Genomic DNA, 24,083 nt, shown 5'->3' on the forward strand with positions numbered 1-24,083 from the left:
GATGCGCTGGATCGTACTGGCACTGGGTGTGATGACCGCCGCATTTTTGGCGGCAGGAAGGATGGAGGGGCATCCGAACGCACCGGTAGACGGAAAATTCAGCATACCGTCTGTGCCTGAAATGGCGGTGCAACCCGCTCCGATGATGAAAAAAGCCCCGGAAAAAGCAGTGATGACGGGTTTACCTCACGATACGCCTCTCCTGACGGAGGAGGAGAGAGCTTATAACCGTCTCGTCGCCGCGGAGCGGCGTATCGAACGTCAGCGCGCCCGGGTTGTCTATCTCAAGGCCCGCCGTGAATGGCGTCAGGCGCTGAACGCGGCAAGGCGCAGCGGTGATGAAGCGGCGCTCAGGCGCATCGAGGTGCAGGAACCCGTTCGGCCGGATAACGGCATGGGTGAATAGGCGGCGGAGGGAACGTCAGAACCCGAGGGTACGAAAGAGGCCCCGCTCCCGAATGCGTTTTTTGAGCTCTTCGGCCGTACGGCGCTTGGCGTCGCTGAAACTCTGTGCCGATACGGCTTCCAGGAAAAACTCGTTTTGTGCAAAGCGTGTACCTTTGGCGACAGACTCAAGCCGGAGCCGCATGGTGACGCTGAAAAGCCCGTTACGACGTTCCTGCTGGCTGTCGGCATGGAGCAGGAGCAGGCCGATACGGTTCCCCGTCGCCGTCATTCCCTCTGAGCGGAGGGCCTGCTCGACGGTATTGACGTAGACAATCGCTTCCGCATCGCTGATCACACTGAGTGCCACACCGAATTTGAGCGCGTTATAGGCTGAATCCGTCTCTTTTGCGAAGGCATAGGCGGGTTTCGTGTCGGCAGACGGGTCGGCCGTTTCAAGGAGGAATACCTCCCCCAGCAGCATCGGTTTCTCTTCATGGGCAGCGCCCAGCTTGCCCAGGCGGGCAAAAAGGGGAAGGTCATCGACCGGCAGGTGTGCTTCGATTGTTTGACGGTGCGCTTTGAGCCGGGCATCGAGTTGTGCCGCCAATACACTACGCGGCATGGTGATCAGGACTGCATGCTCCTCTCCCATTTCTGCCGCTTCTTTGACGGTCACACCCGGATAGTCGATCTCCCGGAGGACCGTACGCATAGCAGCCGTGATCTGTTTGCGCTCATTGAGATCGCTGACACGCAGTTCGAGGTCGGATTCCGCACCCTTGAGCATGGTCGAAGCGATATTGCCGATGGCGGAGATATAGGCCTCCTCTTTGCTTTTGGCCACGGAGACGCCGTAAAGCGTTGTCGCCGTCGGCGGCGGGGGGTGTTCGACCCAGGCGGGGACTTCGGGGGGTGTCGGTGCCAGGCAGCCCGAAAAGAGGAGGGTGACGGTCAACAAAGCCAAGAAATCCAAGCGCATGAAACTCCCTTTTCGTCATGGTAGCAATGCATGGGTAAAGGGGGGCTTTAGAGATGCCCTTTAGTGGTATAATGCGGCCATGTATTATTACAGCTATGAGGCTTTTGAAGCGGATATGCGTGCATTGCTGCCGGCATGCCGTACCTATGCGCCGGATCTGATCGTGGCGCTTGCGCGCGGCGGCATGATGGGGGCGCAGCTACTCGGTTACGGGCTGGATGTGCGCAACATCGGTCTGCTGCGGGTGGCGTCATATGATGATGAATCGCAGCGTGAAACGGTCACCATCGAAGGGGATTGCCCCGGCGGTGACGTACAGCGGATATTGGTCGTCGATGATATCGTTGACTCGGGCAAAACGCTGCAGCAGGTGAAGGCTTATCTTCGGGAGCGTTTTCCGCAGAGCGAGATCAAATGTGCAGCACCGTGGTATAAACCCACAGCCTGCGAGCAGCCCGACTTCAGCTGCCGGGAAGCGACGGAGTGGATCGAATTTTTCTGGGACCGCTTTGATGGCTAAAGTGCTGGTATGGCTGCAGTATCTTCGGACGCTCATTCTGGCGTTCAGAGTGATCGCTTTTGAAAAAAGCGATGAGGCGGCACTTGTGGTATGGGGGGCGCTGACGGTGCTTGTTGCAGCCGTCGCTTTCACGTACACGGTTGTGGCCGGCGGTGCTGCGCTGCTGCTGATGGGTACACTCTGGTTCGGCGTACGCGGGTGGGCCCGCCAAAACCGTTACCGGCTTGTCCGCACCGCCGATAGGGTGGAGTTCGCCGATATCGATACGGCGGCCGATGACTACCGGCAGGGGTTCAGTACCGGGGTCGTTTTGCGCCGGATGGAGACCGAAGACGTCAAACGTACAGGGGAGTATGACGAAGCGCTGATGGCAGGGAGCCGCTGGTTCTTTGTGGTCAGTGCCCCCGGAAAGACACGCATTGTGCCGTGTGAGCGGGTCGTCGGCATCGAGATCGATGGTGAGGGGGATAACGTATGGGCTCACTGATATTTTACCTGTTTGTGGGATTTTTCCTGATCTGGGTTTTCAGGAGCTACGGCCGCTACCAGTACCGGGCGGAAGCGACGGGGAGAGGCCCCGTGACCTCCGAAGCGGTACGCAACTCCGAACTGGGGCTTTTTGTCGCCCTGATGGCGAAGGTCGCCAAGGCCGACGGCCGGGTTGATACCCTGGAAGCGGAGCTGATCGGCAACACTTTCACGGACATTGCCAATGCGTTTCCGGATCCGCAGATGGTCCGAGAAGAGCTCAAAACGATCTTCAACCGTGAAAAGGAGCAGCGTTTCAATGCCGATGCGATCGCGCAGCGTCTGGCCTATGCGACCGTGCACCACCCGCAACAGCGCCTTGGGATGTTCTCATTCCTCGTCAACCTTGCCTTTGTCGACGGGGAGCTCAGCCGAAACGAAGAGAACCTGCTGATCAAAATCGCGGCGTTCTTGCAGATCGCCCCGGAACAGGTCGAGGCGATCATGGCCCGGTTCGCGCAGATCTACAAGGCGGGGCCGACCCGTACCAGCCTGCAGGAGGCCTATACGCTGCTGGGGGCGGAAGAGGGAGAAGCAATGGAGAGCATCAAAAAGAAGTACCGTGCGCTTGTGAAGCAGTACCATCCCGATCTTATGAAGGCAAAAGGGGCGGATGAAGCCTATATGGCGGAGGCAACGCAGAAGATGCAGCAGATCAATGCTGCTTATGAAATGATCAAAGCGTCGAGGTAGCCGAGCGTTCTTAGGGGGATGCGATACCGGGTTTGTTAACAACCTCTGGTATAATCCTATTTATTTTCGGCGGCACTGCCGTGGCACGAAAAGGGTATAAAATGGATGCATCATGGCTTTATCCGGCGACGATAGTCGTCTTGTTGATTCTGGCGTACATGCAGTGGCAGACCAACGCCAAGAAAACGATGGTATTGGTCCTTGTAGTTTTGGGATATATCATCTATTCGCATGAAACGGGACATTCGCTGACGGAGTTCCGGGAGAAGGCGGTCGACGATTTTGACGAAGCCGTCGGGAACAGCAAGTACAAAGAGCGGGTCGTCTCCCCGCAGATGCGGCCGGTCGAATCCCAGGCTATGGTCGAGGGTAACGGGAGCATCGAATGATTTTAATGTCGGGGCCCTGCGTCATTGAGAGCGAAGCATCCCTTTTCCGCATCGCCGAGGCGCTGCAGCCCTATCATGAGGATGCACGTTTCGACTTCTACTTCAAGGCGAGTTTTGACAAGGCAAACCGCACTTCGCTCGAAAGTTACCGCGGACCGGGACTGGAGGAGGGACTCCGTCTTTTGCAGAAGGTGAAAGATCAGTTCGGCTACAAGATCGTGACGGATGTCCACGAGTCCTACCAGGTGGCACCGACGGCGGAAGTCGCCGATATCCTTCAGATCCCCGCGTTCCTCTGCCGCCAGACCGATCTGCTTGTCGCCGCGGCGAACACGGACCGTATCGTCAATATCAAGAAGGGGCAGTTTATGAATCCTGCCGATATGCGCTACTCGGTCCTCAAAGTACTCAAGACCCGCGGATGTGACGAGGTGGGGTATGAAAACGCCAAGAAGCATAAGGTGCTGCTCACCGAACGCGGTTCGAGCTTCGGCTACGGGAACCTCGTCGTCGACATGCGTTCGCCGGTGATCATGCGCGAATTCGCCCCGGTCGTTTTCGATGCAACACACTCGGTACAGATGCCCGGCAGCGGCGGCGGGAAAACCGGCGGAGACAGTTCGATGGTCCCTTACCTGGCCAAGGCCGCGGCTGCCGTCGGGGTCGACGGGTTCTTTTTTGAAACCCACTTCGACCCTTCCTGCGCCCTGAGCGACGGCCCGAACATGATCACGCTCGATGGACTGAAACAGCTGACAGAGACGCTGCTCGCCATCGAGGGCTGCAGCCGTTAAGCTGAACAGTAGAGAAGAAAGTTAAACAAGGAGAAAGAAAGATGCAAGTAATCGAGGGAAAACTGCAGGTCCCCACGGACAAGAAAGTCGCTATTATCGCGGCACGTTTCAACCACCTGATCACCGACCGCCTGGTCGAAGGTGCCAAAGACGCCTACGCCCGCCACGGCGGCAACGACGCGGAGCTGGACCTTGTCCTGGTCCCGGGCGCGTTCGAACTGCCGATGGCAACGGAGCGCCTGCTTGCCAGCGGCAAGTATGACGCTGTCTGTGCACTGGGTGCGGTGATCCGCGGGGCGACACCGCATTTTGATTATGTCTCTGCGGAGGCCACCAAGGGGATCGCGACGGTCTCACTCAAGTACGCCAAACCGGTTGCATTCGGTCTGCTGACGACCGACACGATCGAACAGGCGATCGAGCGGGCCGGTACGAAAGCGGGGAACAAGGGCTTTGAAGCGATGACAACAGTCATCGAGATGCTGAACCTTTATGCGGAGATCGAGGCGTAATGGCGACACGTCACCATGCACGTATGGCGGTTGTCAGCCTGCTGTATGCCTATGACCTCGGTAACGGGGCGATCGCCGATCATACCGATGAGATCCTTGAGGAGAAAAAGATCCGCAACAAGCAGAAGGATTTTGCCCTGACGCTTTTTGACGGGGTTATGGCCCATCTGGAAGAGGTGGACGAAGCGATCGTCAAACACCTCAAGGAGTGGGATTTCGACCGCCTGGGCTCCATCGAACGGGCAACGCTCCGCCTGGGGGCCTACGAGGCGCTTCACAGTGACCTGGATTCCGCCGTCGTGATCAACGAGGCGATCGAAGTCGCCAAAGCGTTCGGCACGGAACAGTCTCCCAAATTCATCAACGGCGTGCTTGATGCGATCGCCAAAGAGAAAAGCGCTTCCTGAGCCCCGCCTGCGCTTAAATCAAACTTTTCAAACTCCTCTGTCTTCGGACGCGGGGGCGGAACTGAATCCTTGAACAGTTATACTGCGGCCAAGGAAAAAATGTACGAAAATGGAATCATCATGAGCAGACTCACCAAAGAAGAAGCGGTTGACCTGATCCGCAACGCCGACCTCAAAACCCTCGGAAAGCTTGCCACGGCCCGTAAAAAAGAGCTGCACCCCAAAGGGGTTACGACTTTCGTCGTCGACCGCAATATCAACTACACCAATATCTGCTGGGTCGATTGCAAGTTCTGCGCGTTTTACCGCCACGAGAAGGACGAGGATGCGTACGTCCTCACTTACGATGAGATCGATGCGAAGATCGATGAGCTGCTTGCCATCGGCGGGACCCAGATCCTTTTCCAGGGCGGCGTTCATCCCAAACTGAAGATCGAGTGGTATGAGGATCTTGTCGAACATATCCATACGAAATACCCGCAGATCACCATCCACGGCTTTTCGGCCATCGAGATTGACTTCATTGCCAAAGTGTCGCGCATCAGCGTCGAGGAAGTTCTGACCCGCCTGAAGGCAAAAGGGCTCGCTTCCATCCCGGGAGCGGGCGCCGAGATCCTCAACGACCGTGTCCGCGATATCATCGCCCCGCGCAAAATCGACGCCGACGTCTGGATCGACATCCACCGCAAGGCGCACAAGCTCGGGATCAAATCCACGGCGACAATGATGTACGGTACGATGGAGACGGACGAAGAGATCGTGGAGCACTGGGATATGGTCCGCCGCCTGCAGGACGAAACGGAGGGCTTCCGTGCCTTTATCATGTGGTCGTTCCAGGGAGAGAATACCAAACTGCTCGAAGAGTTCCCCGAGATGAAGAAACATTCGGCCAACCGCTATCTCCGTCTGCTGGCGGTCTCTCGCCTCTTCCTGGACAACGTACCGAACCTGCAGAGCTCGTGGGTTACCCAGGGACCTTACATCGGGCAGATGGCGCTGCAGTTCGGTGCGAACGACCTCGGCTCAACGATGATGGAGGAGAACGTCGTCCGCAGTGCGGGGGCGGGCTTCCGTATGGCCAAGGAGGAGATGGTCCGCCTGATCCGCGATCTCGGTGAAACGCCGGCGATCCGGAACACGGCGTATGAAACGCTGGAGCTTTTTGCGTGAGCCTCAAAGCGCTACTATTATTCATTTTTTTGACAGGACAGATTGTAATGGCTGAAACGACGGTGGAACAGGTAGAAGTAGACGGCATCAAAGTGCCGATGATATTTGAGCAGGATTCCCGGCTGCCGATCGTCTCCATGCAGCTGGTCTTCCGCCAGAGCGGTTCGATCGAGGACGGTGCTCGCGCGGGGTTGGCGAAGGTCAGCGCTTCGATGCTCAACGAAGGGACCAAAAAACGCGGCGCCGTCGGTTTTGCCGAGGCACTTGACGCGCGCGCCATCCACCTCAGTGTCCATGCCGGGACGGAGACGATGGTGTTTGAAATGGGCTCGCTCAAAGAGGAGTTCGGTGAAGCGGTGGAACTGCTTGAAGAGCTTCTTTCTGCGCCGAATCTCAGCAAAGAGGCTCTGCAGAAGGTGAAGACGACGATGGTCGGCGCACTGAGCCGGAAAGAGAACGATTTCGACTATGTCGCCAACCGCGAGCTGCGCGCGGCGCTCTTCGCCGACACCCCGCTGGCATCCCCGGCGTCGGGAACGGTTGAAAGCGTCAAGGCGATGGAGCTCAAAGCGGTCAAAGCCTTTGTCGAGAACCATCTCCAGACCTCGCGGGCTATCGTCGTGATCGGCGGCGACATCTCCAAGGCAGCCGCAGAGGATGCCGCACGTCGTTTGCTGAGCACCCTGCCGAAAGGTTCCTTGGAGACGCTCGGGTATTACCCGGCAAGTGCCGCGGCACAGACGGAGCTGTTCAAGCGGAAAACGGAACAGGCCTATGTCTATTTCGGCGCGCCTTTTGAGATGAAGGTGGGGGATCCCGAGCACTACATCAGCCGCGTGGCCATGTTCATCCTCGGCAGCGGCGGTTTCGGCAGCCGGATGATGGAAGAGATCCGGGTCAAGCGCGGGCTGGCCTACTCCGCCTACTGCCGCGCGAATATCGCCCGTTCCAGCAGCTACTTCTTCGGCTACCTCCAGACGAAGATCGCTTCGCAGAAAGAGGCCGTTGAAACTGTGCGTGAAGTGATCGATACCTTTATCGAGCAGGGGGCTACCCAGGAGGAACTCGACCAGGCAAAACGTTTCCTGCTCGGGTCCGAACCGCTGCGGGTCGAGACACTCTCCCAGCGCCTTTCGCGCACGTTCCTTGAGTATTACAAGGGGGAGGGGATCGGTGCGTCTGCCCGCGAACTTTCCCAGATCGAAACGCTTGATCTTGCCACACTCAACGCCTTTATCAAGAAGCATAAAGAGATCGAGAAACTGACCTTCGCGATTGTGACGGAGGAGTAACGGGTCTTTTGTTCGGCTTCTTCTTTACTTGTGTAAAGCAGAAGCCGAACCGGGAAGAAAAAAGGATAAAAGGCTGCCGCTTTCGGGGCACTCCATTCCCCGGTGATCCACCTGACCCGCTAACTACCGTTCTTGCCTTGACAGAAGTAGAGGGTACTGACAAGCTTCTTACCACTGACCACTTACCACTTACCACTTACCACTTACCACTTACCACTTACCACGCGACAGCGCCGCTTTGACCTCCCGCACAATCGCCTCATCCTCGGACATGTCGGCCCAGAGGAATTTTTTGCCGCTTTGAATACTGCCTTTGAGAAGGTCGCCGCTTTTGCGGTATTTGAGGTCCAGGGCGGCGATGTCGAAACCGTTGTCGGTCTTCCGGAAGGCGTTGAGGCGCTCGCTCTCTTTGAGGTTTGTATAGAGAAAGCACCACCCTTTGAGGCCCGTTCGGCTGACGCGTCCGCGCAGTTGATGCAGGGTGGCGAGTCCGAGCCGTTCGGCACCGACGATGACCACGGTCGTCAGGCGCGGCAGTGAAATGCCCACCTCGATGACAGTTGTTGCGAGCAGGATGTCTCCCCGCTCTCTGAAGGTCTCCAGGATCGCCTCTTTCTCCTTGTCTTTTCCGTGCGTGACGTAGACGTTCTTGAAATGTTTTTCCCAGTAGCCTCTTGCTTCCTCGATGCTCTGATAGCCGAAATTCTCGCTCTCTTCGACAAGAGGGTAGACGATGAGAACCTGGTGCCCTTGCGCGATTTCCGAGCGGATATGCTGCAACAGAGCGGGGAAGTCAGGTTTGTGGATGACCGAGGTTGAAATGTCTTTTTTAAAGGGAGTCTTGGTGATGAGGCTGACGTCGATATGGGCGGAGTCGATCATCGCCTGGGTACGGGGGATGGGCGTGGCGGAGAACTGAAGGTAGTGGGGGTGTTGGGCACCCTCCGAGAGCAGTTTTTCCAGCCGGTGGCGCTGTGCGGTACCGAAGCGGTGTTGTTCATCCACCATGACGAGCACGGCGTCGGGGAGCTCACGGTAGAGCAGGGCATGGGTGCCGATAAGGACATCGGCCTCCCCCAGCGCCATTTTCTTAGGCGTGGCATTTGTGACGAGGAGAATCTTCTTTTCGGGCAGGAACTTCCGCGCTTCTTCGTAAAGCTGGTTGGCGAGGATGGTGGTAGGGGCCATCAGGATGCTCCGGTGGGGAGAAGCCATCTGCATGGCGGCCAGGATCACCATCGTTTTGCCTGCGCCGACATCCCCGACGACCATCCGTTTGGCGGCATGGGGCTTTTTAAAGTCCGCTTCGATCGCCTCGATCGCTTTTGTCTGCTCATCCGTCAGGAGAAAGGGCAGACGCATGGCCCAGCCGCGCCAGTCACTATCCAGTTTTTGCAATGCATGGAAGTAGCGCCGCTTGCCCTGTAGTGAACGCATATAACTGTAGAGTTCGGCGTATTTGAGTGCGTAGAGCTGCTGGGGAGTCGGTTCTTTCAGCGGCGCTTCCCTGGGGAAGTGCAGTCCAAGCAGCGCATCGGCGACAGCGGGGGGCAGTCCTTCGTCCAGGAGGTTTGCGCGGGTGATATAGCGCGCGGCGATACGGGCCATGACGTCGGTGCGAAGTGGTGTTTTGTATTTGGGGGTGAGCGTACCCGCTTCGGGGATGCGCTGGGGATGGCTCATCTGGCAGCGCCCCTGCCTGCAGTCGATTCGGCCGTAGAAGAGGGTGCGCTCCCCTTCGGTGAAAAAACGCAGCATATAGGGTTTCGGATTGAACAGGACCCCCTCGATGCGGTGGTCGAAATTGTGCACAAACAGGGTGATTGTGACTGTACGCGGCGAGCGGTGTATCGATTCGACGGTGGCATCGATGGCCTGCTCGGTGCCTTCTTTGAGTCTGGGGTAGAGCCGGCGGTCTTCAAAACGGACCGGTATATGAATCGCAAGCTCTGTGGCCGAGTAGACCCCGAGTTTTTTGAATTTTTCGATATCGGCCTGTTCAATCTGCATGGGATATTTTAGCGCGTTTATGGCGGTCCGGCTTGAAAAATGACATGTTTCCTGTGCTATAATCGTTGCCTACGACAATACAACAGAGGGCGAGGCCCGGAAAGGTTCCATGATGAATATCTCACTGACCGGAAGAGCGATCGAGTTGACCGATCCTATCAAAGAGTATTTGCAAAACGCGATTACATCGCTCTCGAAGTTCAATCTGGACATCATTTCGGCACAGGCGGTCTGCGCCAAACGAAGCGCCGGCAAAAAGCAGGGGGTTTCTGTAGAGTTTACCATCAACCTGGCCGGCAAGAATACCGTTGTCATCAAGCAGAGCGACGATGATATGTATGCCGCGATCGACATTGCGATCGACCGTGCCCAAAAGGCGCTGCGCCGCATGCATGACAAGATCAATGATCATCACCATGAGAGCATGAACGATGCCAAAAGCGGATCGGCAGACGTCAAAGCGGCCGCCGAAGCGCTTGAAGACGAGGTGATCCCGGTCGAACTGGACAGTTACAAACCACGGGAAGTTGCCGATGTACTTGAGGAGTTGAAAGGGAGTGAGAAACAGTTCGACATCTTCCTCGATAACGACGGAAAGACACGGGTACTTTACAAACGTAACGATGGCCGCTTCGGCCTTTACTGAATTATTTATTTGACGGCTTTTGCCGTCTCTTCTTTAAAGACTTCTCTGAGTTACAATTTTTGCAGTGTTTTACGATGAAAACGGACAGGTTCACTGAGGTTCAGGGTGTCGTTGGTAGTGACGATGACATCGACAACAGCGGCCCCGTTTGTAATATTACTTTCAAGCTGGTACGTGGCTCCAGCACCTATATAGTTTCGACAACTCGCATCGCCCGGCGTTAAATCTGTCGCCCATATATAACTGATACTGACGTTGATATCGAACATGTAGGGCGCGGCAGAAGGGTAGTGTATATTGTAAGATTGTGTACAGGCATTTCCACCGCTGCTATTTTCTCCGGAAATACGGTAGACCGCATCCTCGGTGGCATTGAAGGCCAGCAATTGCGCTTGCTCATTGAGGTAATTGTTGCTGGTACGCTTTGCGGTGTCTGTTGTGTAAGAGAGCATTTTCAACAGCATCAACGTGATCAGCAACATCATAAAGACGGAGGCGATGACGGCGAAGCCGCCGCGTTTTAGAACACGATTTTTGTTTTGCATATGGAGTATTCCCCTTCGCCCATGAAATTCGCATTGCTAAGGCAAAGCTCGATTTTGATGATATCGCCTGATTTTTGCAGTGTAAATGTACTGACATGATCGACAAGAAGGTCAGGGGTGACATCCGTATAGACACCATCAAGCCACGGGTAGTAATTCTGGTACAAGAGAAGTTTTTTATTTGAAGCGTCTGTCGTATCGAGTTCGAGTGCAAAGGCGCTGCTGGCTACCTGATAAAACTCGAAGATTTCATCGCCTGTTTTAAAACTGTTCGTTGCAAACGAGATAGCTCCACCACCTGCTGCAACACCGTCATAAATGTGCAGATCGCTCGTATTTTCATCATAGGATCCATACCACCCGAAACTGTTTGCTACATCTATTTTAGAACCGGCGAAAAGGAGTGCTCCATTCACGGGCAGTGCACTCGTTCCGGGGCTGGCCAATAGCGTTTTTGTACTGAGGTCGAGGTCGATGATACCGCTGTAGTCACCGTCATCCCAGCCGTTATGATCAAGCCCGACCCATTCAAAAATCTTTTCTGTGCCGTTTGCACTTACAAGAGGTCCAAACCCGCCGGCTGCATCCGTTGCAATAACAGAATCTTTGATCCTGTAAGTCAATCGGTTGGCGATCTGGCCGACGGCTGCTTCGGTTTTGCTCAGAAGAGAGGCCCCGATTGTTGTTCGGGTGTACCCTTCATATATCTGAAGAAAAAGATCGACGCCGAATTTTGCAAGAATCCCCATCACGACGATGACGAAAACGAGTTCGATCATTGTAAAGGCATGACGCGTTTTCAAATGAAGCTTTCTCATTCGAAAATCCTTTTAGAAAAGTCAATCTCACCGATGTTGTAGGAGTATACGCGCATTTTGACGAGATTGACAGTATTCCCGTTCTCGGTTGCATTGATATTGATCTCTGTCATTTTGATATCCGTCTCTGCACCGCCTGTTCCGTTCGTATTAAACCCGTTGTTATTAAAGTTTACATAGTCTGAGCTTCTTGAAACTTCATACGTGTGTTTATACCCATTGGGACCGGTAATAGGTAGTGCGGTCGCATTGTCAGGCATCCCCTCAGGGTAAGGTACGGAACTTGCGGTAGGTTGGCTATGGAATCGTCGGTGTTTGTCTTGGGCGATCCCTCCATAACGCAAAACGCTCGATGCTTGTGTAGCGGTGCAGGGTTGATTTGACCTTATATCGGTTATAGGGTCGATACATGTACGCATATAATTTGCCAATGCATTTGTGTCAAGGATCTTCGAATATGAGAGTTCACTTGCACCATCTTTGGAGTTGGGGTCCCAAAGACTGGAAAAGACTCTGGCCCCTTCCATGGAGGCCAGGAAAACAGCCTCCTGGGAGAGTGCCCCCTCCATGGTCTGACCACTCCGTGTCATGATCTGTGAGACCCCGGCAACAGTGATACCGATAATGACGATCGCAAAGATCATTTCTATCATAGTAAAGGCGTGTTTGCGGCTTACCATCGGATCCTCCTGTTGGAGTTGGCCGGTCCATCGCCCGGATCTGCTAAGGTCCCATCACCCGTCTCCTGTCCGATGGCATTGAACTCAATCAGGAATGAGCTGTTGACATCCGGGTTCGGGTTGAACCGGTCATAGTTGAGCCATTTCTGGGTATGGAGTTCGACTGAGCCTTTGTAGGGATAGCCGTCGCTACCGGTATAGCCAAGCGTTACAGAAGAGATGCCGGCCGCAGGCGTGCTAATACTCCCGATCTGTTTCAGAGGTCCGGAGGTCCCATCAAGATAGTAAAGGAAATATTTGTGACTCAGGCCGGTAATATTTCCATCCGATGACAAGCTATGATGGGTATTTCGGAACCAGCGAATGGCATCCTTACTTCTTTGGTTGTCCTGTGCATACTCTTTCCGCAGGGTCAGGTTCGAATCGGTACTGTAGAACTCAAAGAAAAGTTCCAAGGGGGACGAGGTACAAGGACCGGTATTCGTCGTATTACAATCAACACGATAGCGGGGTGAATGGGCCCGGCCATAAAGGAATGTTGCAGTATCCGTCGTAACGTCCTGGCCAAATACATTATAGTCCGGATCCGTTTTGGTGTTATTGACGTCGACGCTCTTGAGTGAAAGGCGCATTGGATTGGCTGCTTTGTTTATCTTTCGATCGAAATTGAGTTTGTATTGAATAAAGACCGTCCCATTTCCATCGGGTTCTGCATCTTTAATAAATACAGGATGCAGCGCAGCGTTGTTTTCAATGTGCAGCTCCGTTATAGTCGCATTCTGGGTCAGTGTGGTATTTCCATCCCACTCCGCAACACTATTGTTGTTGTCCCTGGCGTAATAGTGATAGAGGAATTTTGTGAGTGCATTTGCGGGTACAACCTTAGTTCCTTTGATTTTCAAGGTAACGTTTACGTCAGGATCAGCAAAACACTCATCGATATAGTTGGTCGTGACTTTATCGTACTTTCCGACAGCTTTGATCTTCACATCCAAAGACGCCGTACTGAGATTATATTCATTCGAAGCAGCATCCCCATCGTAGAGGTTCATATCAAACATATAGGTGAATGCATTGGCTTCATCATAATCGCTGAGGTTGCCATCGACGTTGAAGTGGTGGGGAATGATTGTGATGTTTGAAAGGCTAAAGTCTTCAATAAACAACATGCTTTCCGTCTCGGCGGTGTCGTTGGCGTCGATGCTTGCGTATGCAGTTGCATTGTTCTCATGGTCTTCATGTATAGAGAATGTGGCATCCGTGACAACGTTATCGAAAGCGAAATCGCCAAGGTCGACACCGTCTTGAAACTGGACATAGGGTGTGAGGTTGACGTCATTACAGATTGGCTTCTTGGTGAAGTTAAGATCGACGATAAACGATGTGTCATACATGGGATTGTTTGTTTCGTTGTAGTCGAGCGTGGCCTCGGACGTCAGTGTCGGATTTGCCGTTAATGCTTTGAACGCCCAGCTGTTTTCACTGCCCGCTCTAAAGACATCGCCGTTGGAAATGTTGACATCAAATGCCTTCGGACGAATGGCAAAAGGGTCTCGTGCACACGAACCGCTGCCGCCAAGGGTACATTCATAGCATCCGAAATCATGGTCATATTCGTCATTATATCCGGGACACCCATTGACGATACCACCGCAGCTTCTACCGTGATTGTTAGAGTCACATGGATTGCCGTTTCCTAGAATACATCGGACATAAGCATCGGCTCCAAAGACAGTAATATATTTATTATTGTCGAGCTTGGTGGAGCCGCCCGAGTTGAAGCATTGTGGAATACCGGCCAGGTTCGAAGACATGTTGGATTGTGCACAGTCCTCATCTTTGAGGTCGAGCAGTTTATTGATGTCGATATATTTCATAATCAGACGGGCTTTTTTTATGGCCTGGTTCCGCATCTGGAATGCATTACTTGTCCGGGGGCTCTGATTATTAGTCTCATCGAAGATGGCAACGACTTGTGAACCGTCATAAGTGAGTCTGTCATCGTCTGTCAAGACACAACGCCCATTGCTGTCTTCATGACCCAGCCTGAAAATAACTGTCAGCGGAACAGCCTTACCTTCCACGTTAGTGTCGTAGGGTGCCGTGAGATTGTTGTCAAAAAAGTAGACATTTTCAACCTGATTTGGTTCGGAAGCAACCCTGGTATGCAGATAAGCTAGGCTGCGATGACTTCCCATACTGTTAAGCGAGACATCCGAGGCGTCGACAATACCATTTTCCGGGTAAATACCGCCGACAACCGCCGAGCTGTTATAGCCGATGGTAAAGTTCGCATCATCGACGTGCGGATGGTCAGGTTCGTCCTCTAGGGGGTTGATGGCATCGACTTCGGCAACATTGTATACATTATCGCCGTTGGCGACAACGGTCAAATCTTTTGTACGTGCATTGATGACCAGAACGGCAATGTCATTGCTTGAGAGGGTACTGTCATAGGTACAATTGAACGATGCGGGGTTTGTCGCAGTACCGGTTGGCGGTAGTGTCGGACAGGTCCAGCCTCTGGTAGTATCATAGCTCACGACGTCTACCTGCCCATTCGGAAAGCTGTCGGTGACATTGATCATATAGGCGTCTTTATTCCCGTGATTGAGAACGAAAATCGCGTATTTGAAATCGGTGTCAGCCGGAATCATGTCCGCTTCGGCATACTTCTGGATCTCAAGGTCCACGCTGTTGCCGTTGTCAACTGCCTCGACGGTGGAAGCAGCATTGGCTACATAACCGGAATCCGGATCATACAAGGTTGCTGTATTCGTAATGGGATAGGGCGTCTGATTGACTGCGACATCGGGTTGAAGTGTTGCAGCGAATGTGAGCGTTGTACCATTCTGGGCAACATCGCTGCCGTACATCGTACATGTGAATGTATTAGACGGCGCTGTCGGATACGTACAGTTCCAACCCGGCGGGGTGCTGATCGGTTGGATCGTTGAAACATTCAGCTCAGCCGGGAGGGTGTCTTCAAGCGTCAGCAACCCTTGAACATTGCTGTAGTTGTAAGCCGTCAGCGAATAGGTGACCTCCGTGTCGGCACCATTTAATATCTGCATGGGGTAGTTGCTTTTTGAAAGCCCGATCGGGGATGGTGTAAAGGTGGCGCTAATCGTATAAAGGGTTTCGTTATTACTGTCTGCATAAGCTGTCAAGTTAAGTACAAAAGGCAGGGTCTGCGGGTCGCTTTGAAACTCAAACGTCGTGTTGAATGATGGACTTGTCCCCGGAGTAGGGCAGGAAACACCGTTACTGTATGCCAAGTTCACTTTACTGGCGGGGCTAGAGATTTCAATTGTCAGTGTCCCCGGATAGTCTATTTGAAAGTAATAATCAGTGGTACTATTGTAATCAACAGCGCCGCTCCAGCTTCCTGTTGTATTCGTTTCATTGAACGTAAAACTGTTTGCTGCTGTCGCACCGCAAACCCCCTCAGCTTCAGCCTGCGTCACTGAAAAAATGAGGAGGATGACGGCTGCAACAATTTTCGTCAGGATACTTCTCTGCATTGTCTGCCCTTTAACGTACTTGCATACATGTAAATCAACCTGAGTGGGTTGACGAAATAACAGTAGTTTATCTTTTAGTATAGAGTGCAATAGATTTAAGATATCTTAAAACAATGAAAACAGTGAAGTGAGCCAAGGATCATTTTAATGATATATTGTTTTTTGTTAAAAAGCCGGAACAACTCACAGTTCCAGCGCTTTTTTGTAGGCTTTTTCAATAGCCTGAATCATCCCTCGCCGGACACCTGCAGCTTCCAATGCGCCATATCCGGCGGCCGTTGTGCCGCCAGGGCTCATGACTCCGTCCTTGAGGAGGGCGGGGTGTTCGTTCTGGATGAGTTCCCCAAAACCGCCAAAGAGACCGCGCATCACTGTCATAGCATCGTCGCGTCTGAGACCCTGCTTGACGGCGCCGTCGGCGAGGGCTTCGGCGATGAGTGCGAGGTAGGCCGGACCGCTTCCGGCGAGTGCCGTGGCGATATCGAGCTCTTTTTCGCTGCCAAGCCAGAGTGTCGTACCGATCGCGTTAAAGAGCGAAATTGCTTCGGCCTCGAGGTGGCGGTCGCCGGTGAGGGTCGTCATGGAACGGCCCACGGTTGCCGCAAGGTTCGGCATGGCACGTACGGTACCGGCGGAGGCGATATGGCTTTTGAGGACTTCGATCTTTGTTCCGGCCAGCACGGAGAAGAGTGCCTCGGCTTTGCCGGTCAGTTTGGTGCCGACTTCGGCGATATTGGCCGGTTTGACGCAGAGCAGAAGGGTCTTGCCGGTAATATCGAAGTCGTTGAGGAGATGCTTGCTGACGTCGGTGCCGACGGCCGCTTCGAAGGTATCAAGATTTTCCAGGTTCCGGCCGACAACCTCTATGAGGTAGTTGTTTTTAAGGGTCTTCGCCATGGACGTGGCCATGTTGCCGTTGCCAATAAAGGTAATGGTCTTTTTCATGTTGACTACTCCTCCTCTTCGCGCATCATGTCGATCTCATCGATGATGGCACGGCACTCTTCCTCATCCAGGTCACCGTTTTTGACGTCGTCGAGCAGCAGGGCGAACTCTTTTTTCAGCTCCTGCAGTTCAGCAAGCTGTGTTTTGTCCTCTTCCGTGGCATTTTTCGTTTCGGCGATCTTTTCGTAGAGGTCGTCGATAAAGGATTCGATCTCGGGGATCACGTCGTTTTCCAAAAGGTCGATAAGGTCTTCGGCTTCGGTCATAAGGGCCCTTTGCAAGTGTTTATAACACTATAACATAGGGCGGCTTGAAGCCTCGTGGCGTCGGATAAGGGCCTCTTTTGCCGCCCGTGTCATCTGTTTGATGGCATACTCGCGTTTTTGGGCGCTGCTGCGGTCCGGATGTGTTTCTGCGTAGACGAGGACGACCGGACGTCTTGCACGGGTATAGCGGGCCCCTTTTGAAGTATGGTTGTGCTCATGAAGACGTTTCTCCGTGTCGACAGCGACTCCCGTATAGTAAGTTCCATCACTACAGTGGACGATATACACGCTGTAGAACATTACTGTTTCCTTTGCACTCTTTGTTCACACCATTGTTTCCTTTGGCATCTTTGAACGGGCTGAAAAACGGGCCTCATTGCATTACCACCTGATCCTCCTGTGTGAATTGGCTGGTGCACTATGCGTATCGGATAAATTGCCTTCGCCTGCCTCTAGGCCGACGGCATTGAATTCAATCAGGAAAGAGGCGTTGACATCCGGATTAGTGTTGAAGCGATGGTAGTTCAACCATTTCTGCGTATGAAGACCAATCGATGATTTATACGGGTAGCCTCTGCTGCCGTCATAGCCGATTGTTACCGTGGATGTGCCGGCAGCAGGAACGCTGATAGTGCTGTTTTGATGCAGCGGCGCGGATGTCGTAGAGAGGTTATAGCCGTTGTATAGGTGGCTGAGAATAGTGACATTGCCATCGATCAGTGCACTATGGTTTGTATTGCGAAACCAGTAAATGGCATCTTTGCTTCTCTCGTCGTCATGGGCGTATTGACGCCGTAGTGTCAGATTGGTATCGGTGCTGTAAAAAGCGAAATAGAGTTGGAGTGGTTGTGTGGAATTACAGGGACTTGTTACGGCAGTGCTGCAGTCGATACGGTAGCGCGGTGCATGCACCCGACCGTAGAGGAAGGTCGCAGTATCAGGGCTGGGGCTGAAGTCGGAACCGGAGACGCCGTCGGTATCCACAATGTCGACGCCGGCCAATGCAAGGCGGAAAGGGTTGAGGGGAGTGTTGACCTTGCGGTCGAAGTTGATTCTGTAGGCGATGGTTGTTGTTCCGTTGGCATCTGGCGCGCTCCGAGCGGGGAAGCTAGCCGTGGTGTTGGTAAGGGGCAGGGAGGTTATGAGACCGTGTGAAGGAAGGGTGGTATTTCCTTCCCCGCTATTGGATAGCGCTGGATCCGCTTCGTTCGGGTTGAAATAAAGAAAGTAGTTCAGCGCCGATGGCGGGTCGAGTTGTGTACCTGATGTCTGTAGCGTGATATTGGTGTCTTTGGCGTAACAATTGTCGAGATAGTTGCTCATAACTCCGACCCCGTTTGCCCCCATTGCCGAGACCTTGATCTCGAGGGATGCCGTTGAGAGGTTGTAATCGTAACCTGTCTGGTTGACATCATTGTATCGGTTCATGTCGTAGAGGTAAGTGAACCCTGCACCGGCATTGTTAAGCGAAGCATTGACGTCGAAATGATCGGGAATATAGCGCTCGGAGATACGCGCGCTCACGAGACAGCCTACGGGATCGGGAGAGGTTCGGTCCGAATCCGGCAGACACTCCAGCCATCCGTCTTTGTTCTGATCCACGCCTGTCCAGTTCGCATCGGCCAGAGTGATATTGACATCGCCGACATTCGGATAGGTGATTGCGGTACTCCCCGTTCCGTCCGTGAACGTGTAGTCAAAGCCATGGTCACCGCCCGGACAGTTCGTTGCCGTAGGCATGGGGTTGAATGTGAATGTAGCGTTTTTGTCTGCCGTATTGTTGAGCAGAACAGTATATCCGGAGGTAGGGGAGACACCACCTCCGACATACGTGGCATTGGCTTCCAGTGTATAGGCTTCTCCACCGATTTTGGGGGTGGTTGAGTCGTTGATATCAAGGCTGTAGGATGCAGGCCGAATGGCAAAATTGTCACTTGAACAGGCCGTCACATTCGCGGCGTTGTCCAGAATACAGGCCAGACATCCGTAGGCGTGATTGTATTTTTCCGGCAGGATAAAACCTTTGGAACCACTGTTGTCGTAGGCGGAGGAGCCGCAGGGTTGCTGGTCGGTCGTTAAAAGCGGGTTGAGACACTCCGTGGCGATATTGGGGTATTTATCTATCAGTTCTTGAGAAATTCCGCTGGAGCTTCCCAGATTGTTCAGACATTGAGGAAGACCGTTCAAGTTCGCGGACCAGTTGGAGTTCAAAAAGCAGCTGCTGGCCGATTCAAGGTCATTGAGCAGATCTCCCCAGTCTGCATATTTGGCAAGTATCCGGGTATTGCTGTTGGCGACGGCAGCCATCGTAAAGGTATTGGCGTCCGCATAGCTCGTGCCGTTTTCAATGAAAGCGATGACCGGTTCGCCCGCGGGGCTTCCCGCTGTCGGTGCCGCCAGCGGAAGCTCGTCCGTACAGCTGCTGTCCGTGCGGTAGAGCAGGACTTCAAGGGGCGGTAACCAGTTAAACTCCCCGCTGCTGTTATAGGTTTTGGGCTCATGCGTCGTCGGATCGAGGTAGGCTACGGTCAGCGCGATTTCGGGGTTTCCTGCAACCTTTGTTTTCAGGACCTGTCTCGTTCCAAAATAGGGGTATTCATCGGTGTCGACAATATCTGCCGTTGAGGGTATGGAAGGTTCCTCGCTGTTTCCACCGCCTCCGGAACAGCTGGCAATTCTCCCTCCGTAAGTTTCACCATTTTTTATGTAGCGGCCGTATAGCAGCGGCGAAGCAGAATCACCAAGCAGGGATGCAAGATCAATATTAAGCGTGGTTGTTGCGAAAATCGAATGGTTGCCGTCTGCGACATCCATGTCCGGCATGTCGTAAACGATGGCGTCGCTCAGGAGATCGAGGAGTCCCAGATAGCCAAGATTGAGGGACAGTGCACTCTCGTACTGACAGTTCCCGGCACTCCCGTCAACACCGCAAAAATCCACGACGCCTAGTAGGGACTGAAGCAGTGTATTGTCGGCGATCACTTCGACATCGGTGAGATCGCCGTCTGTATTGGCATGATTAATGGGGATCGTACTGGTCCGAAGGATCTGGATACCCTCTCCGAGATTGATCTGGATAAGCCCCCCTAGCAGCTCGATATTGATGGCATCCAGAATGCTTTGCACAAGGTCGACAACATCGCAGGCGATATAGATAACACCGTCGACTACGGTGTAGACGATTCCTGCATCATCAAGAATGGGGGTGAGGATCGGGAGAAGGTCCGTCGCGATGTCAAGCAGACCGCCAACGACAGCACCTAACGAACACTCTGTTACCGGCGTACCGTAACAAAGGTCCTGCTGCGGACCTGTTTTACAGGTCCCAATATCAGAATCCCAGGTACAGTATCCGGCCCGTTCGCATAAATTTTGATTCTGTTGCTCTGAACAGGCAGCATTCCCTTCGATGGTGAGAAGGAAAAGGATTGCACTAACCTTGACAAACAAACGAATGAACATAACACGTTTCAAGGTGTATCCTTTGGCGGATAATATCAGCTGAAAAATATTAATTTTTCACGATTTAATCTGGATTTTTTTTGAGTATAGAGCAAATATGTTCTAAAGAGTGAAAAAATTGAAAAAGATTTCAGTTTAGTATTATTCATATTGTCAAAAATTTATACTTATTTTTTTATGTATGTTTTTTATGAAAAATCATAAGTGAAGAGGTTGGATGTAGCTAAGCTTGCTTCGGTATCAGAGCAGGTAACGGTTTCCATCGACGCTGAAAGGGAGGTCGGCAGGCAGGGTGTGGTAGAGCAGGGGGCTGTCGAGGTCGATCCAGGCGAAACGGTCGGGGTGGGCAACGGCGAGATGCAGTGCCGCGGTGATGGAGACGGGGCCTTCAAGCATGGAGCCGAGCATACACCGAATATCGTAAGCGCGGCAGACGTCGAGGATGGCAAGGGCCCCGGAGAGGCCGCTGCATTTCATCAGCTTGATATTGATGAGGTCCGCCGCACCGGCATCAAGTACACGCCGGGCGTCTTCGGCATCGAAGACCGCTTCATCGGCCAGGATCGGGAAGGGGGAGTGAGCGGTGATCTGCCGCAGCGCTTCGAGATCCGGTGCGGGTACAGGCTGTTCGATCAGGGCGAGGGGCAGGTCGGCGCAGGCGTCGATGAAGGCCAGGCTCTCCTGCAGGTTCCAGGCCTGGTTCGCATCGACGAGCAGTTGTGCGTCGGGCAGGACGGCTGCGATCTCCCTGATGCGCAGGGCATCCAGCCCGTCCCCGCCGCCGACTTTGACCTTCAGAATATCGTAGCCGTTACGGAAGAGTTCGGCAGCTTTCTCCCGCATCATTTCAGGTGTCCCCAGGCTGACGGTGACGGCGGTGGTGACGGGGGCCGCTTCATTTGCTCCAAGGTAACGGTAAAGCGGTAGCCCGTCGCACTGTGCGGCCAGGGAGTAGAGCGCCATGTCGGCTGCCGCTTTGGCACTGCTGTTGCCCGGCAGTGATGCGGCAACGGTTTGAAGTAGTGTTTCGAACTCGAAGGGACGGCCGAACAGTCGTGGCAGGATATGATGCTGCAGGGCTTCTTCGATGCTCTCGAGCGTTTCACCCGTGATCGCCTTGGTCGCGGGGGCGCTGCCGTAGGCGGTGTGGCCGCTGTCGGTCTGCAGCTCGAGGATGACAAAGACGACATCGTCAACGCGCCGCAGGGCCGTGACAAAGGGGGTGGCCAGGGGGAGTGACGCCCGAAAAACTCTGGCACTGCTGATGGTCATGCGGCCACACTCCGCAGGCCGGTTGCGATGGTGAGGCCGACGAGGGTGCCGATGAGGTAGCCCATGATCGCCATGATAACGGCGGGACCGACGAGCAGGCGGCTATAGGCGGCGGCAAGGATGGGGGCGGAGGCGACCCCGCCGATATTGGCAAGCGACGCAACCCCGATGCTGAAAAGCGAGAGCCTGAAGGTCCGGGCAAACAGGAGCATGAAGAGTGCGTGCAGGAGCAGAATGGCCGCACCGGCGGCAAGATAGACAGGCACATCGGCAAAGCCGTGCAGCGCGGCATGGGAGCCGATCAGCGCGATCAGAACGTAGAGGAGAAAAGAGGCGAGGGTACTGCTGCCGCCCAGCCGCCGCATCGGCGTGAAACTTCCCGCGACACCGGCAAGGGTCGCGAGCAGTACGCTCCAGGTGCTTGCGGGCAGCAGGGGCAGCAGCGGGGATGCTGTTTTGATGGCGAAGGCGATCAGGAGCGCGCCTGTCAGAAGGAAGAGGATGGTTCGCGGGCTGCTTTTGGTTTCCTCGGGCTTCGTCAAGGTGATCTCTATGCCCTCCGCACGGCTCCAGCGGTCAAAGCGGCGGGCAAAAGGGACGGCGAGCAGCAGGGCGCTGACCCAGAGGGTATAGAGCAGCGAGTCGATGACGAGGGCGGGGCCGAGCTGGGTTTCGGAGATCTCGAGAGCCGCTGCGACGGCAAGCATATTGGCCGTCCCGCCGGTCCAGCTGCCGCCGAGTGCCCCGAAAACCCCGGCGGCTTCCGGGCCGAAACCAAAAAGGGCAAAGACGGCGAAGAAGGCCCCGGTAATGGAGAACACGGCGCCGCCGTAGGCCAGCAGAAGGGGTTTGCCGAGTGCGGCGAAGGCCCGCAGGTCGAGCTGAAGCAGCATGCTAAAGAGCATCATCGGCAGGAGCCAGGCTTTCAGCTCGCCGTATGCCGCGGCCTGTACGGCATTCTGCGCAAAAAGACCGCTCTGCGACAGGGTGATGGCAATGAGATAGATGAGGACGATGGCGGGGAGCCAAGTAAAGAGTTTGAGGGGCGTGCGCATCTCGATCCACCACAGACCGCCGCCGAGGGTGATGACAATGCCGAGGTAGCCGTAGATGCTTTCTATCATGGGCACATTGTAGACACTTTTTGGTTAGTTACGGGTTTGCTATGGCACAATGACAGGATGTTTTATTCGCTCCAGTTCTCTTTTTGGTACCTCTTTTTCGGGTCAATCCTCACCTACCTTGTCTGGGGCTTTATCGTATCGTTCGAAGTCAACCTGGCCATGGGGGGATCGAAGATCGCCCAGAAATGGATCCGCGCACATCACACCTACAAGCAGCTCTATTACGAAGTCAAAATCTTCTATCCGATGATCTATGCGGGCTATTTTTTCCTGGAACTGCTGCCGCATCTGCTGTGGAAGGCACCCAAGGCGGTATTCGATATGGAACGGCTGTTCAGCGAACTTTATGACGAGGAGGAACAATAGGCATGGCGAAATTCGTACTGCTGGACACGGAGACGACAGGGGCGGGAGAAACGGACCGCATTATACAGCTGGGCTTTATGGTACTGGAGGCGGGACAGCAGACGGAAATCTATAACGACTTCTGCTCCACGGAGGTGCCGATCGCGTATGGCGCGATGGAGGTGCATCACATTACCCCGGAGATGATCGAAGGCAAACCGCTCTGTACGGAGACGCCGGCTTACCGGGCCCTCATGGCCCTCAACCGGGACGAGAACTACCTTGTGATCCATAACGCCCCCTTTGACCTGGGGATGCTCGAAAAAGAGGGCTTCGCCAACGGGATGAAACTGATCGACACCCTGCGCTGCGCCCGCCATGTGTTTGACGATGAAGAGGCGCACCGCCTGCAGTATTTCCGCTATAAGATGGGGCTTTACAAAGAGGAGCCAGCGGAAGCGCAGAAGCTCGGCGTCGAGATCAAGGCGCACGACGCCATCGGCGACGTGTTGACACTGAAGCTCTTTCTGAGCCGTCTGCGTGCGCGTGTCCAGGAGCGTTTCCCGGGTGAGAATCCCGTCGAAAAGATGGTCGCGCTGACGAAGGAGCCCGTCTTTTACAAAGGCCCGATGCGCTTTGGCAAGTACAAAGGGAAGACCCTCTTTGAAATCGCGGCGGATGATCGCGGCTATCTGCAGTGGATGGTCGAAAAGATGGAAAGTCTCGATGAAGATATGCGCTATTCGATCAACAGGGTATTGTCGGGCGTATAAGG

25 protein-coding genes are annotated in these 24,083 nt (G+C 54.1%); 13 read left to right on the top strand and 12 right to left on the bottom strand.

The genetic code is table 11. From position 1 onward, the window contains the following. Position 1 precedes the first annotated feature (1 nt). Positions 2-406, top strand: coding sequence for a hypothetical protein (locus ACXWTF_RS10310; RefSeq protein WP_461714907.1), 405 nt, complete (start codon positions 2-4; stop codon positions 404-406). 15 nt (positions 407-421) lie between these two features. Here the strand turns inward: ACXWTF_RS10310 and ACXWTF_RS10315 are convergent, their stop codons facing one another. Next, complete coding sequence (locus tag ACXWTF_RS10315; protein WP_461714908.1) at positions 422-1,366, bottom strand: hypothetical protein; 945 nt, start codon at positions 1,364-1,366, stop codon at positions 422-424. Between the two features lie 79 nt (positions 1,367-1,445). Between ACXWTF_RS10315 and ACXWTF_RS10320 the strand changes: the two genes are divergently transcribed. The 9 genes from ACXWTF_RS10320 (at position 1,446) to ACXWTF_RS10360 (ending at position 7,671) form a co-directional block, all read left to right on the top strand. Next, positions 1,446-1,886 (top strand): phosphoribosyltransferase, encoded by a 441-nt coding sequence (locus tag ACXWTF_RS10320; RefSeq protein WP_461714909.1) that lies wholly within the window; start codon positions 1,446-1,448, stop codon positions 1,884-1,886. Further along, complete coding sequence (locus ACXWTF_RS10325) at positions 1,879-2,373, top strand: hypothetical protein (protein ID WP_461714910.1); 495 nt, start codon at positions 1,879-1,881, stop codon at positions 2,371-2,373. Before ACXWTF_RS10320 ends, ACXWTF_RS10325 begins: the two co-directional genes overlap by 8 nt. Further along, positions 2,361-3,107 carry a TerB family tellurite resistance protein gene (locus tag ACXWTF_RS10330; protein WP_461714911.1) on the top strand — a complete coding sequence of 249 codons (747 nt, stop codon included), beginning with the start codon at positions 2,361-2,363 and terminating at the stop codon, positions 3,105-3,107. Before ACXWTF_RS10325 ends, ACXWTF_RS10330 begins: the two co-directional genes overlap by 13 nt. A gap of 101 nt (positions 3,108-3,208) precedes the next feature. Next, positions 3,209-3,496, top strand: coding sequence for a hypothetical protein (locus ACXWTF_RS10335; protein ID WP_461714912.1), 288 nt, complete (start codon positions 3,209-3,211; stop codon positions 3,494-3,496). Next, positions 3,493-4,290, top strand: a complete 798-nt coding sequence (kdsA, locus tag ACXWTF_RS10340) for a 3-deoxy-8-phosphooctulonate synthase (protein WP_461714913.1) — start codon at positions 3,493-3,495, stop codon at positions 4,288-4,290. The genes ACXWTF_RS10335 and kdsA overlap by 4 nt, the downstream gene beginning before the upstream one ends. 41 nt (positions 4,291-4,331) lie before the next feature. Beyond that, complete coding sequence (ribH, locus tag ACXWTF_RS10345) at positions 4,332-4,802, top strand: 6,7-dimethyl-8-ribityllumazine synthase (protein WP_461714914.1); 471 nt, start codon at positions 4,332-4,334, stop codon at positions 4,800-4,802. Then, entirely contained in the window at positions 4,802-5,209 is a 408-nt protein-coding gene (nusB, locus tag ACXWTF_RS10350) for a transcription antitermination factor NusB (RefSeq protein WP_461714915.1), read from the top strand. Before ribH ends, nusB begins: the two co-directional genes overlap by 1 nt. 120 nt (positions 5,210-5,329) lie before the next feature. Continuing rightward, positions 5,330-6,379 (top strand): dehypoxanthine futalosine cyclase, encoded by a 1,050-nt coding sequence (locus tag ACXWTF_RS10355; RefSeq protein WP_461714916.1) that lies wholly within the window; start codon positions 5,330-5,332, stop codon positions 6,377-6,379. A 47-nt stretch (positions 6,380-6,426) separates the two neighbouring features. Then, positions 6,427-7,671, top strand: coding sequence for a M16 family metallopeptidase (locus ACXWTF_RS10360; protein ID WP_461714917.1), 1,245 nt, complete (start codon positions 6,427-6,429; stop codon positions 7,669-7,671). Positions 7,672-7,881: 210 nt separating this feature from the next. On the opposite strand, the gene recG is transcribed toward ACXWTF_RS10360, so the two are convergent. After that, positions 7,882-9,681 (bottom strand): ATP-dependent DNA helicase RecG, encoded by a 1,800-nt coding sequence (gene recG, locus ACXWTF_RS10365; RefSeq protein ID WP_461714918.1) that lies wholly within the window; start codon positions 9,679-9,681, stop codon positions 7,882-7,884. A 112-nt stretch (positions 9,682-9,793) separates the two neighbouring features. Here recG and hpf point away from each other — a divergent pair, with 112 nt between their 5' ends. Further along, positions 9,794-10,327 (top strand): ribosome hibernation-promoting factor, HPF/YfiA family, encoded by a 534-nt coding sequence (hpf, locus tag ACXWTF_RS10370; RefSeq protein ID WP_461714919.1) that lies wholly within the window; start codon positions 9,794-9,796, stop codon positions 10,325-10,327. Positions 10,328-10,377: 50 nt separating this feature from the next. Here hpf and ACXWTF_RS10375 read toward each other — a convergent pair whose 3' ends face one another. The 10 genes from ACXWTF_RS10375 to ACXWTF_RS10420 form a co-directional block, all read right to left on the bottom strand. Then, the gene (locus ACXWTF_RS10375; protein WP_461714920.1) at positions 10,378-10,872 is read right to left on the bottom strand and encodes a hypothetical protein; all 495 of its coding nucleotides are present in this window, start codon (positions 10,870-10,872) and stop codon (positions 10,378-10,380) included. Further along, positions 10,848-11,690, bottom strand: a complete 843-nt coding sequence (locus ACXWTF_RS10380) for a type II secretion system protein (RefSeq protein ID WP_461714921.1) — start codon at positions 11,688-11,690, stop codon at positions 10,848-10,850. Before ACXWTF_RS10380 ends, ACXWTF_RS10375 begins: the two co-directional genes overlap by 25 nt. Next, positions 11,687-12,370, bottom strand: a complete 684-nt coding sequence (locus tag ACXWTF_RS10385) for a type II secretion system protein (RefSeq protein WP_461714922.1) — start codon at positions 12,368-12,370, stop codon at positions 11,687-11,689. Before ACXWTF_RS10385 ends, ACXWTF_RS10380 begins: the two co-directional genes overlap by 4 nt. Beyond that, on the bottom strand, positions 12,364-15,894 hold the full coding sequence (locus ACXWTF_RS10390) for a hypothetical protein (protein WP_461714923.1): 3,531 nt from the start codon (positions 15,892-15,894) through the stop codon (positions 12,364-12,366). The genes ACXWTF_RS10385 and ACXWTF_RS10390 overlap by 7 nt, the downstream gene beginning before the upstream one ends. A 183-nt stretch (positions 15,895-16,077) precedes the next feature. Then, positions 16,078-16,839, bottom strand: coding sequence for a pyrroline-5-carboxylate reductase (locus ACXWTF_RS10395; RefSeq protein WP_461714924.1), 762 nt, complete (start codon positions 16,837-16,839; stop codon positions 16,078-16,080). Between the two features lie 5 nt (positions 16,840-16,844). Beyond that, a complete protein-coding gene (locus tag ACXWTF_RS10400; RefSeq protein WP_461714925.1) occupies positions 16,845-17,105 on the bottom strand; it encodes a hypothetical protein in 261 nt (86 codons plus the stop codon). 27 nt (positions 17,106-17,132) lie between these two features. Beyond that, entirely contained in the window at positions 17,133-17,405 is a 273-nt protein-coding gene (locus ACXWTF_RS10405; RefSeq protein ID WP_461714926.1) for a GIY-YIG nuclease family protein, read from the bottom strand. Positions 17,406-17,486: 81 nt separating this feature from the next. Beyond that, positions 17,487-20,579 (bottom strand): hypothetical protein, encoded by a 3,093-nt coding sequence (locus ACXWTF_RS10410; protein WP_461714927.1) that lies wholly within the window; start codon positions 20,577-20,579, stop codon positions 17,487-17,489. 228 nt (positions 20,580-20,807) lie between these two features. Continuing rightward, on the bottom strand, positions 20,808-21,839 hold the full coding sequence (locus ACXWTF_RS10415) for a dipeptide epimerase (RefSeq protein WP_461714928.1): 1,032 nt from the start codon (positions 21,837-21,839) through the stop codon (positions 20,808-20,810). Beyond that, positions 21,836-22,963 carry a DUF819 family protein gene (locus ACXWTF_RS10420; protein ID WP_461714929.1) on the bottom strand — a complete coding sequence of 376 codons (1,128 nt, stop codon included), beginning with the start codon at positions 22,961-22,963 and terminating at the stop codon, positions 21,836-21,838. Before ACXWTF_RS10420 ends, ACXWTF_RS10415 begins: the two co-directional genes overlap by 4 nt. A 57-nt stretch (positions 22,964-23,020) precedes the next feature. On the opposite strand from ACXWTF_RS10420, the gene ACXWTF_RS10425 reads away from it, so the two are divergent. After that, positions 23,021-23,329, top strand: a complete 309-nt coding sequence (locus ACXWTF_RS10425; protein ID WP_461714930.1) for a hypothetical protein — start codon at positions 23,021-23,023, stop codon at positions 23,327-23,329. A 2-nt stretch (positions 23,330-23,331) separates the two neighbouring features. Further along, a complete protein-coding gene (locus ACXWTF_RS10430; protein WP_461714931.1) occupies positions 23,332-24,081 on the top strand; it encodes an exonuclease domain-containing protein in 750 nt (249 codons plus the stop codon). Positions 24,082-24,083 lie beyond the last annotated feature (2 nt).

Source organism: Thiomicrolovo sp. ZZH C-3 (assembly GCF_054862725.1).

Excerpts from the sequence above, each read along its gene's own strand:
- ACXWTF_RS10400 (WP_461714925.1), bottom strand. The coding sequence starts at position 17,105 with ATGACCGAAGCCGAAGACCTTATCGACCTTTTGGAAAACGACGTGATC.
- ACXWTF_RS10320 (WP_461714909.1), top strand. The coding sequence starts at position 1,446 with ATGTATTATTACAGCTATGAGGCTTTTGAAGCGGATATGCGTGCATTG.
- ACXWTF_RS10315 (WP_461714908.1), bottom strand. The coding sequence starts at position 1,366 with ATGCGCTTGGATTTCTTGGCTTTGTTGACCGTCACCCTCCTCTTTTCG.
- nusB (WP_461714915.1), top strand. The coding sequence starts at position 4,802 with ATGGCGACACGTCACCATGCACGTATGGCGGTTGTCAGCCTGCTGTAT.
- ACXWTF_RS10380 (WP_461714921.1), bottom strand. The coding sequence starts at position 11,690 with ATGAGAAAGCTTCATTTGAAAACGCGTCATGCCTTTACAATGATCGAA.
- ACXWTF_RS10390 (WP_461714923.1), bottom strand. The coding sequence starts at position 15,894 with ATGCAGAGAAGTATCCTGACGAAAATTGTTGCAGCCGTCATCCTCCTC.
- hpf (WP_461714919.1), top strand. The coding sequence starts at position 9,794 with ATGAATATCTCACTGACCGGAAGAGCGATCGAGTTGACCGATCCTATC.
- ACXWTF_RS10415 (WP_461714928.1), bottom strand. The coding sequence starts at position 21,839 with ATGACCATCAGCAGTGCCAGAGTTTTTCGGGCGTCACTCCCCCTGGCC.
- ribH (WP_461714914.1), top strand. The coding sequence starts at position 4,332 with ATGCAAGTAATCGAGGGAAAACTGCAGGTCCCCACGGACAAGAAAGTC.
- ACXWTF_RS10330 (WP_461714911.1), top strand. The coding sequence starts at position 2,361 with ATGGGCTCACTGATATTTTACCTGTTTGTGGGATTTTTCCTGATCTGG.
- ACXWTF_RS10325 (WP_461714910.1), top strand. The coding sequence starts at position 1,879 with ATGGCTAAAGTGCTGGTATGGCTGCAGTATCTTCGGACGCTCATTCTG.
- ACXWTF_RS10405 (WP_461714926.1), bottom strand. The coding sequence starts at position 17,405 with ATGTTCTACAGCGTGTATATCGTCCACTGTAGTGATGGAACTTACTAT.
- recG (WP_461714918.1), bottom strand. The coding sequence starts at position 9,681 with ATGCAGATTGAACAGGCCGATATCGAAAAATTCAAAAAACTCGGGGTC.
- ACXWTF_RS10360 (WP_461714917.1), top strand. The coding sequence starts at position 6,427 with ATGGCTGAAACGACGGTGGAACAGGTAGAAGTAGACGGCATCAAAGTG.
- ACXWTF_RS10425 (WP_461714930.1), top strand. The coding sequence starts at position 23,021 with ATGTTTTATTCGCTCCAGTTCTCTTTTTGGTACCTCTTTTTCGGGTCA.
- ACXWTF_RS10420 (WP_461714929.1), bottom strand. The coding sequence starts at position 22,963 with ATGATAGAAAGCATCTACGGCTACCTCGGCATTGTCATCACCCTCGGC.
- ACXWTF_RS10335 (WP_461714912.1), top strand. The coding sequence starts at position 3,209 with ATGGATGCATCATGGCTTTATCCGGCGACGATAGTCGTCTTGTTGATT.
- ACXWTF_RS10395 (WP_461714924.1), bottom strand. The coding sequence starts at position 16,839 with ATGAAAAAGACCATTACCTTTATTGGCAACGGCAACATGGCCACGTCC.
- ACXWTF_RS10355 (WP_461714916.1), top strand. The coding sequence starts at position 5,330 with ATGAGCAGACTCACCAAAGAAGAAGCGGTTGACCTGATCCGCAACGCC.
- ACXWTF_RS10385 (WP_461714922.1), bottom strand. The coding sequence starts at position 12,370 with ATGGTAAGCCGCAAACACGCCTTTACTATGATAGAAATGATCTTTGCG.
- ACXWTF_RS10430 (WP_461714931.1), top strand. The coding sequence starts at position 23,332 with ATGGCGAAATTCGTACTGCTGGACACGGAGACGACAGGGGCGGGAGAA.
- ACXWTF_RS10375 (WP_461714920.1), bottom strand. The coding sequence starts at position 10,872 with ATGCAAAACAAAAATCGTGTTCTAAAACGCGGCGGCTTCGCCGTCATC.
- ACXWTF_RS10310 (WP_461714907.1), top strand. The coding sequence starts at position 2 with ATGCGCTGGATCGTACTGGCACTGGGTGTGATGACCGCCGCATTTTTG.
- kdsA (WP_461714913.1), top strand. The coding sequence starts at position 3,493 with ATGATTTTAATGTCGGGGCCCTGCGTCATTGAGAGCGAAGCATCCCTT.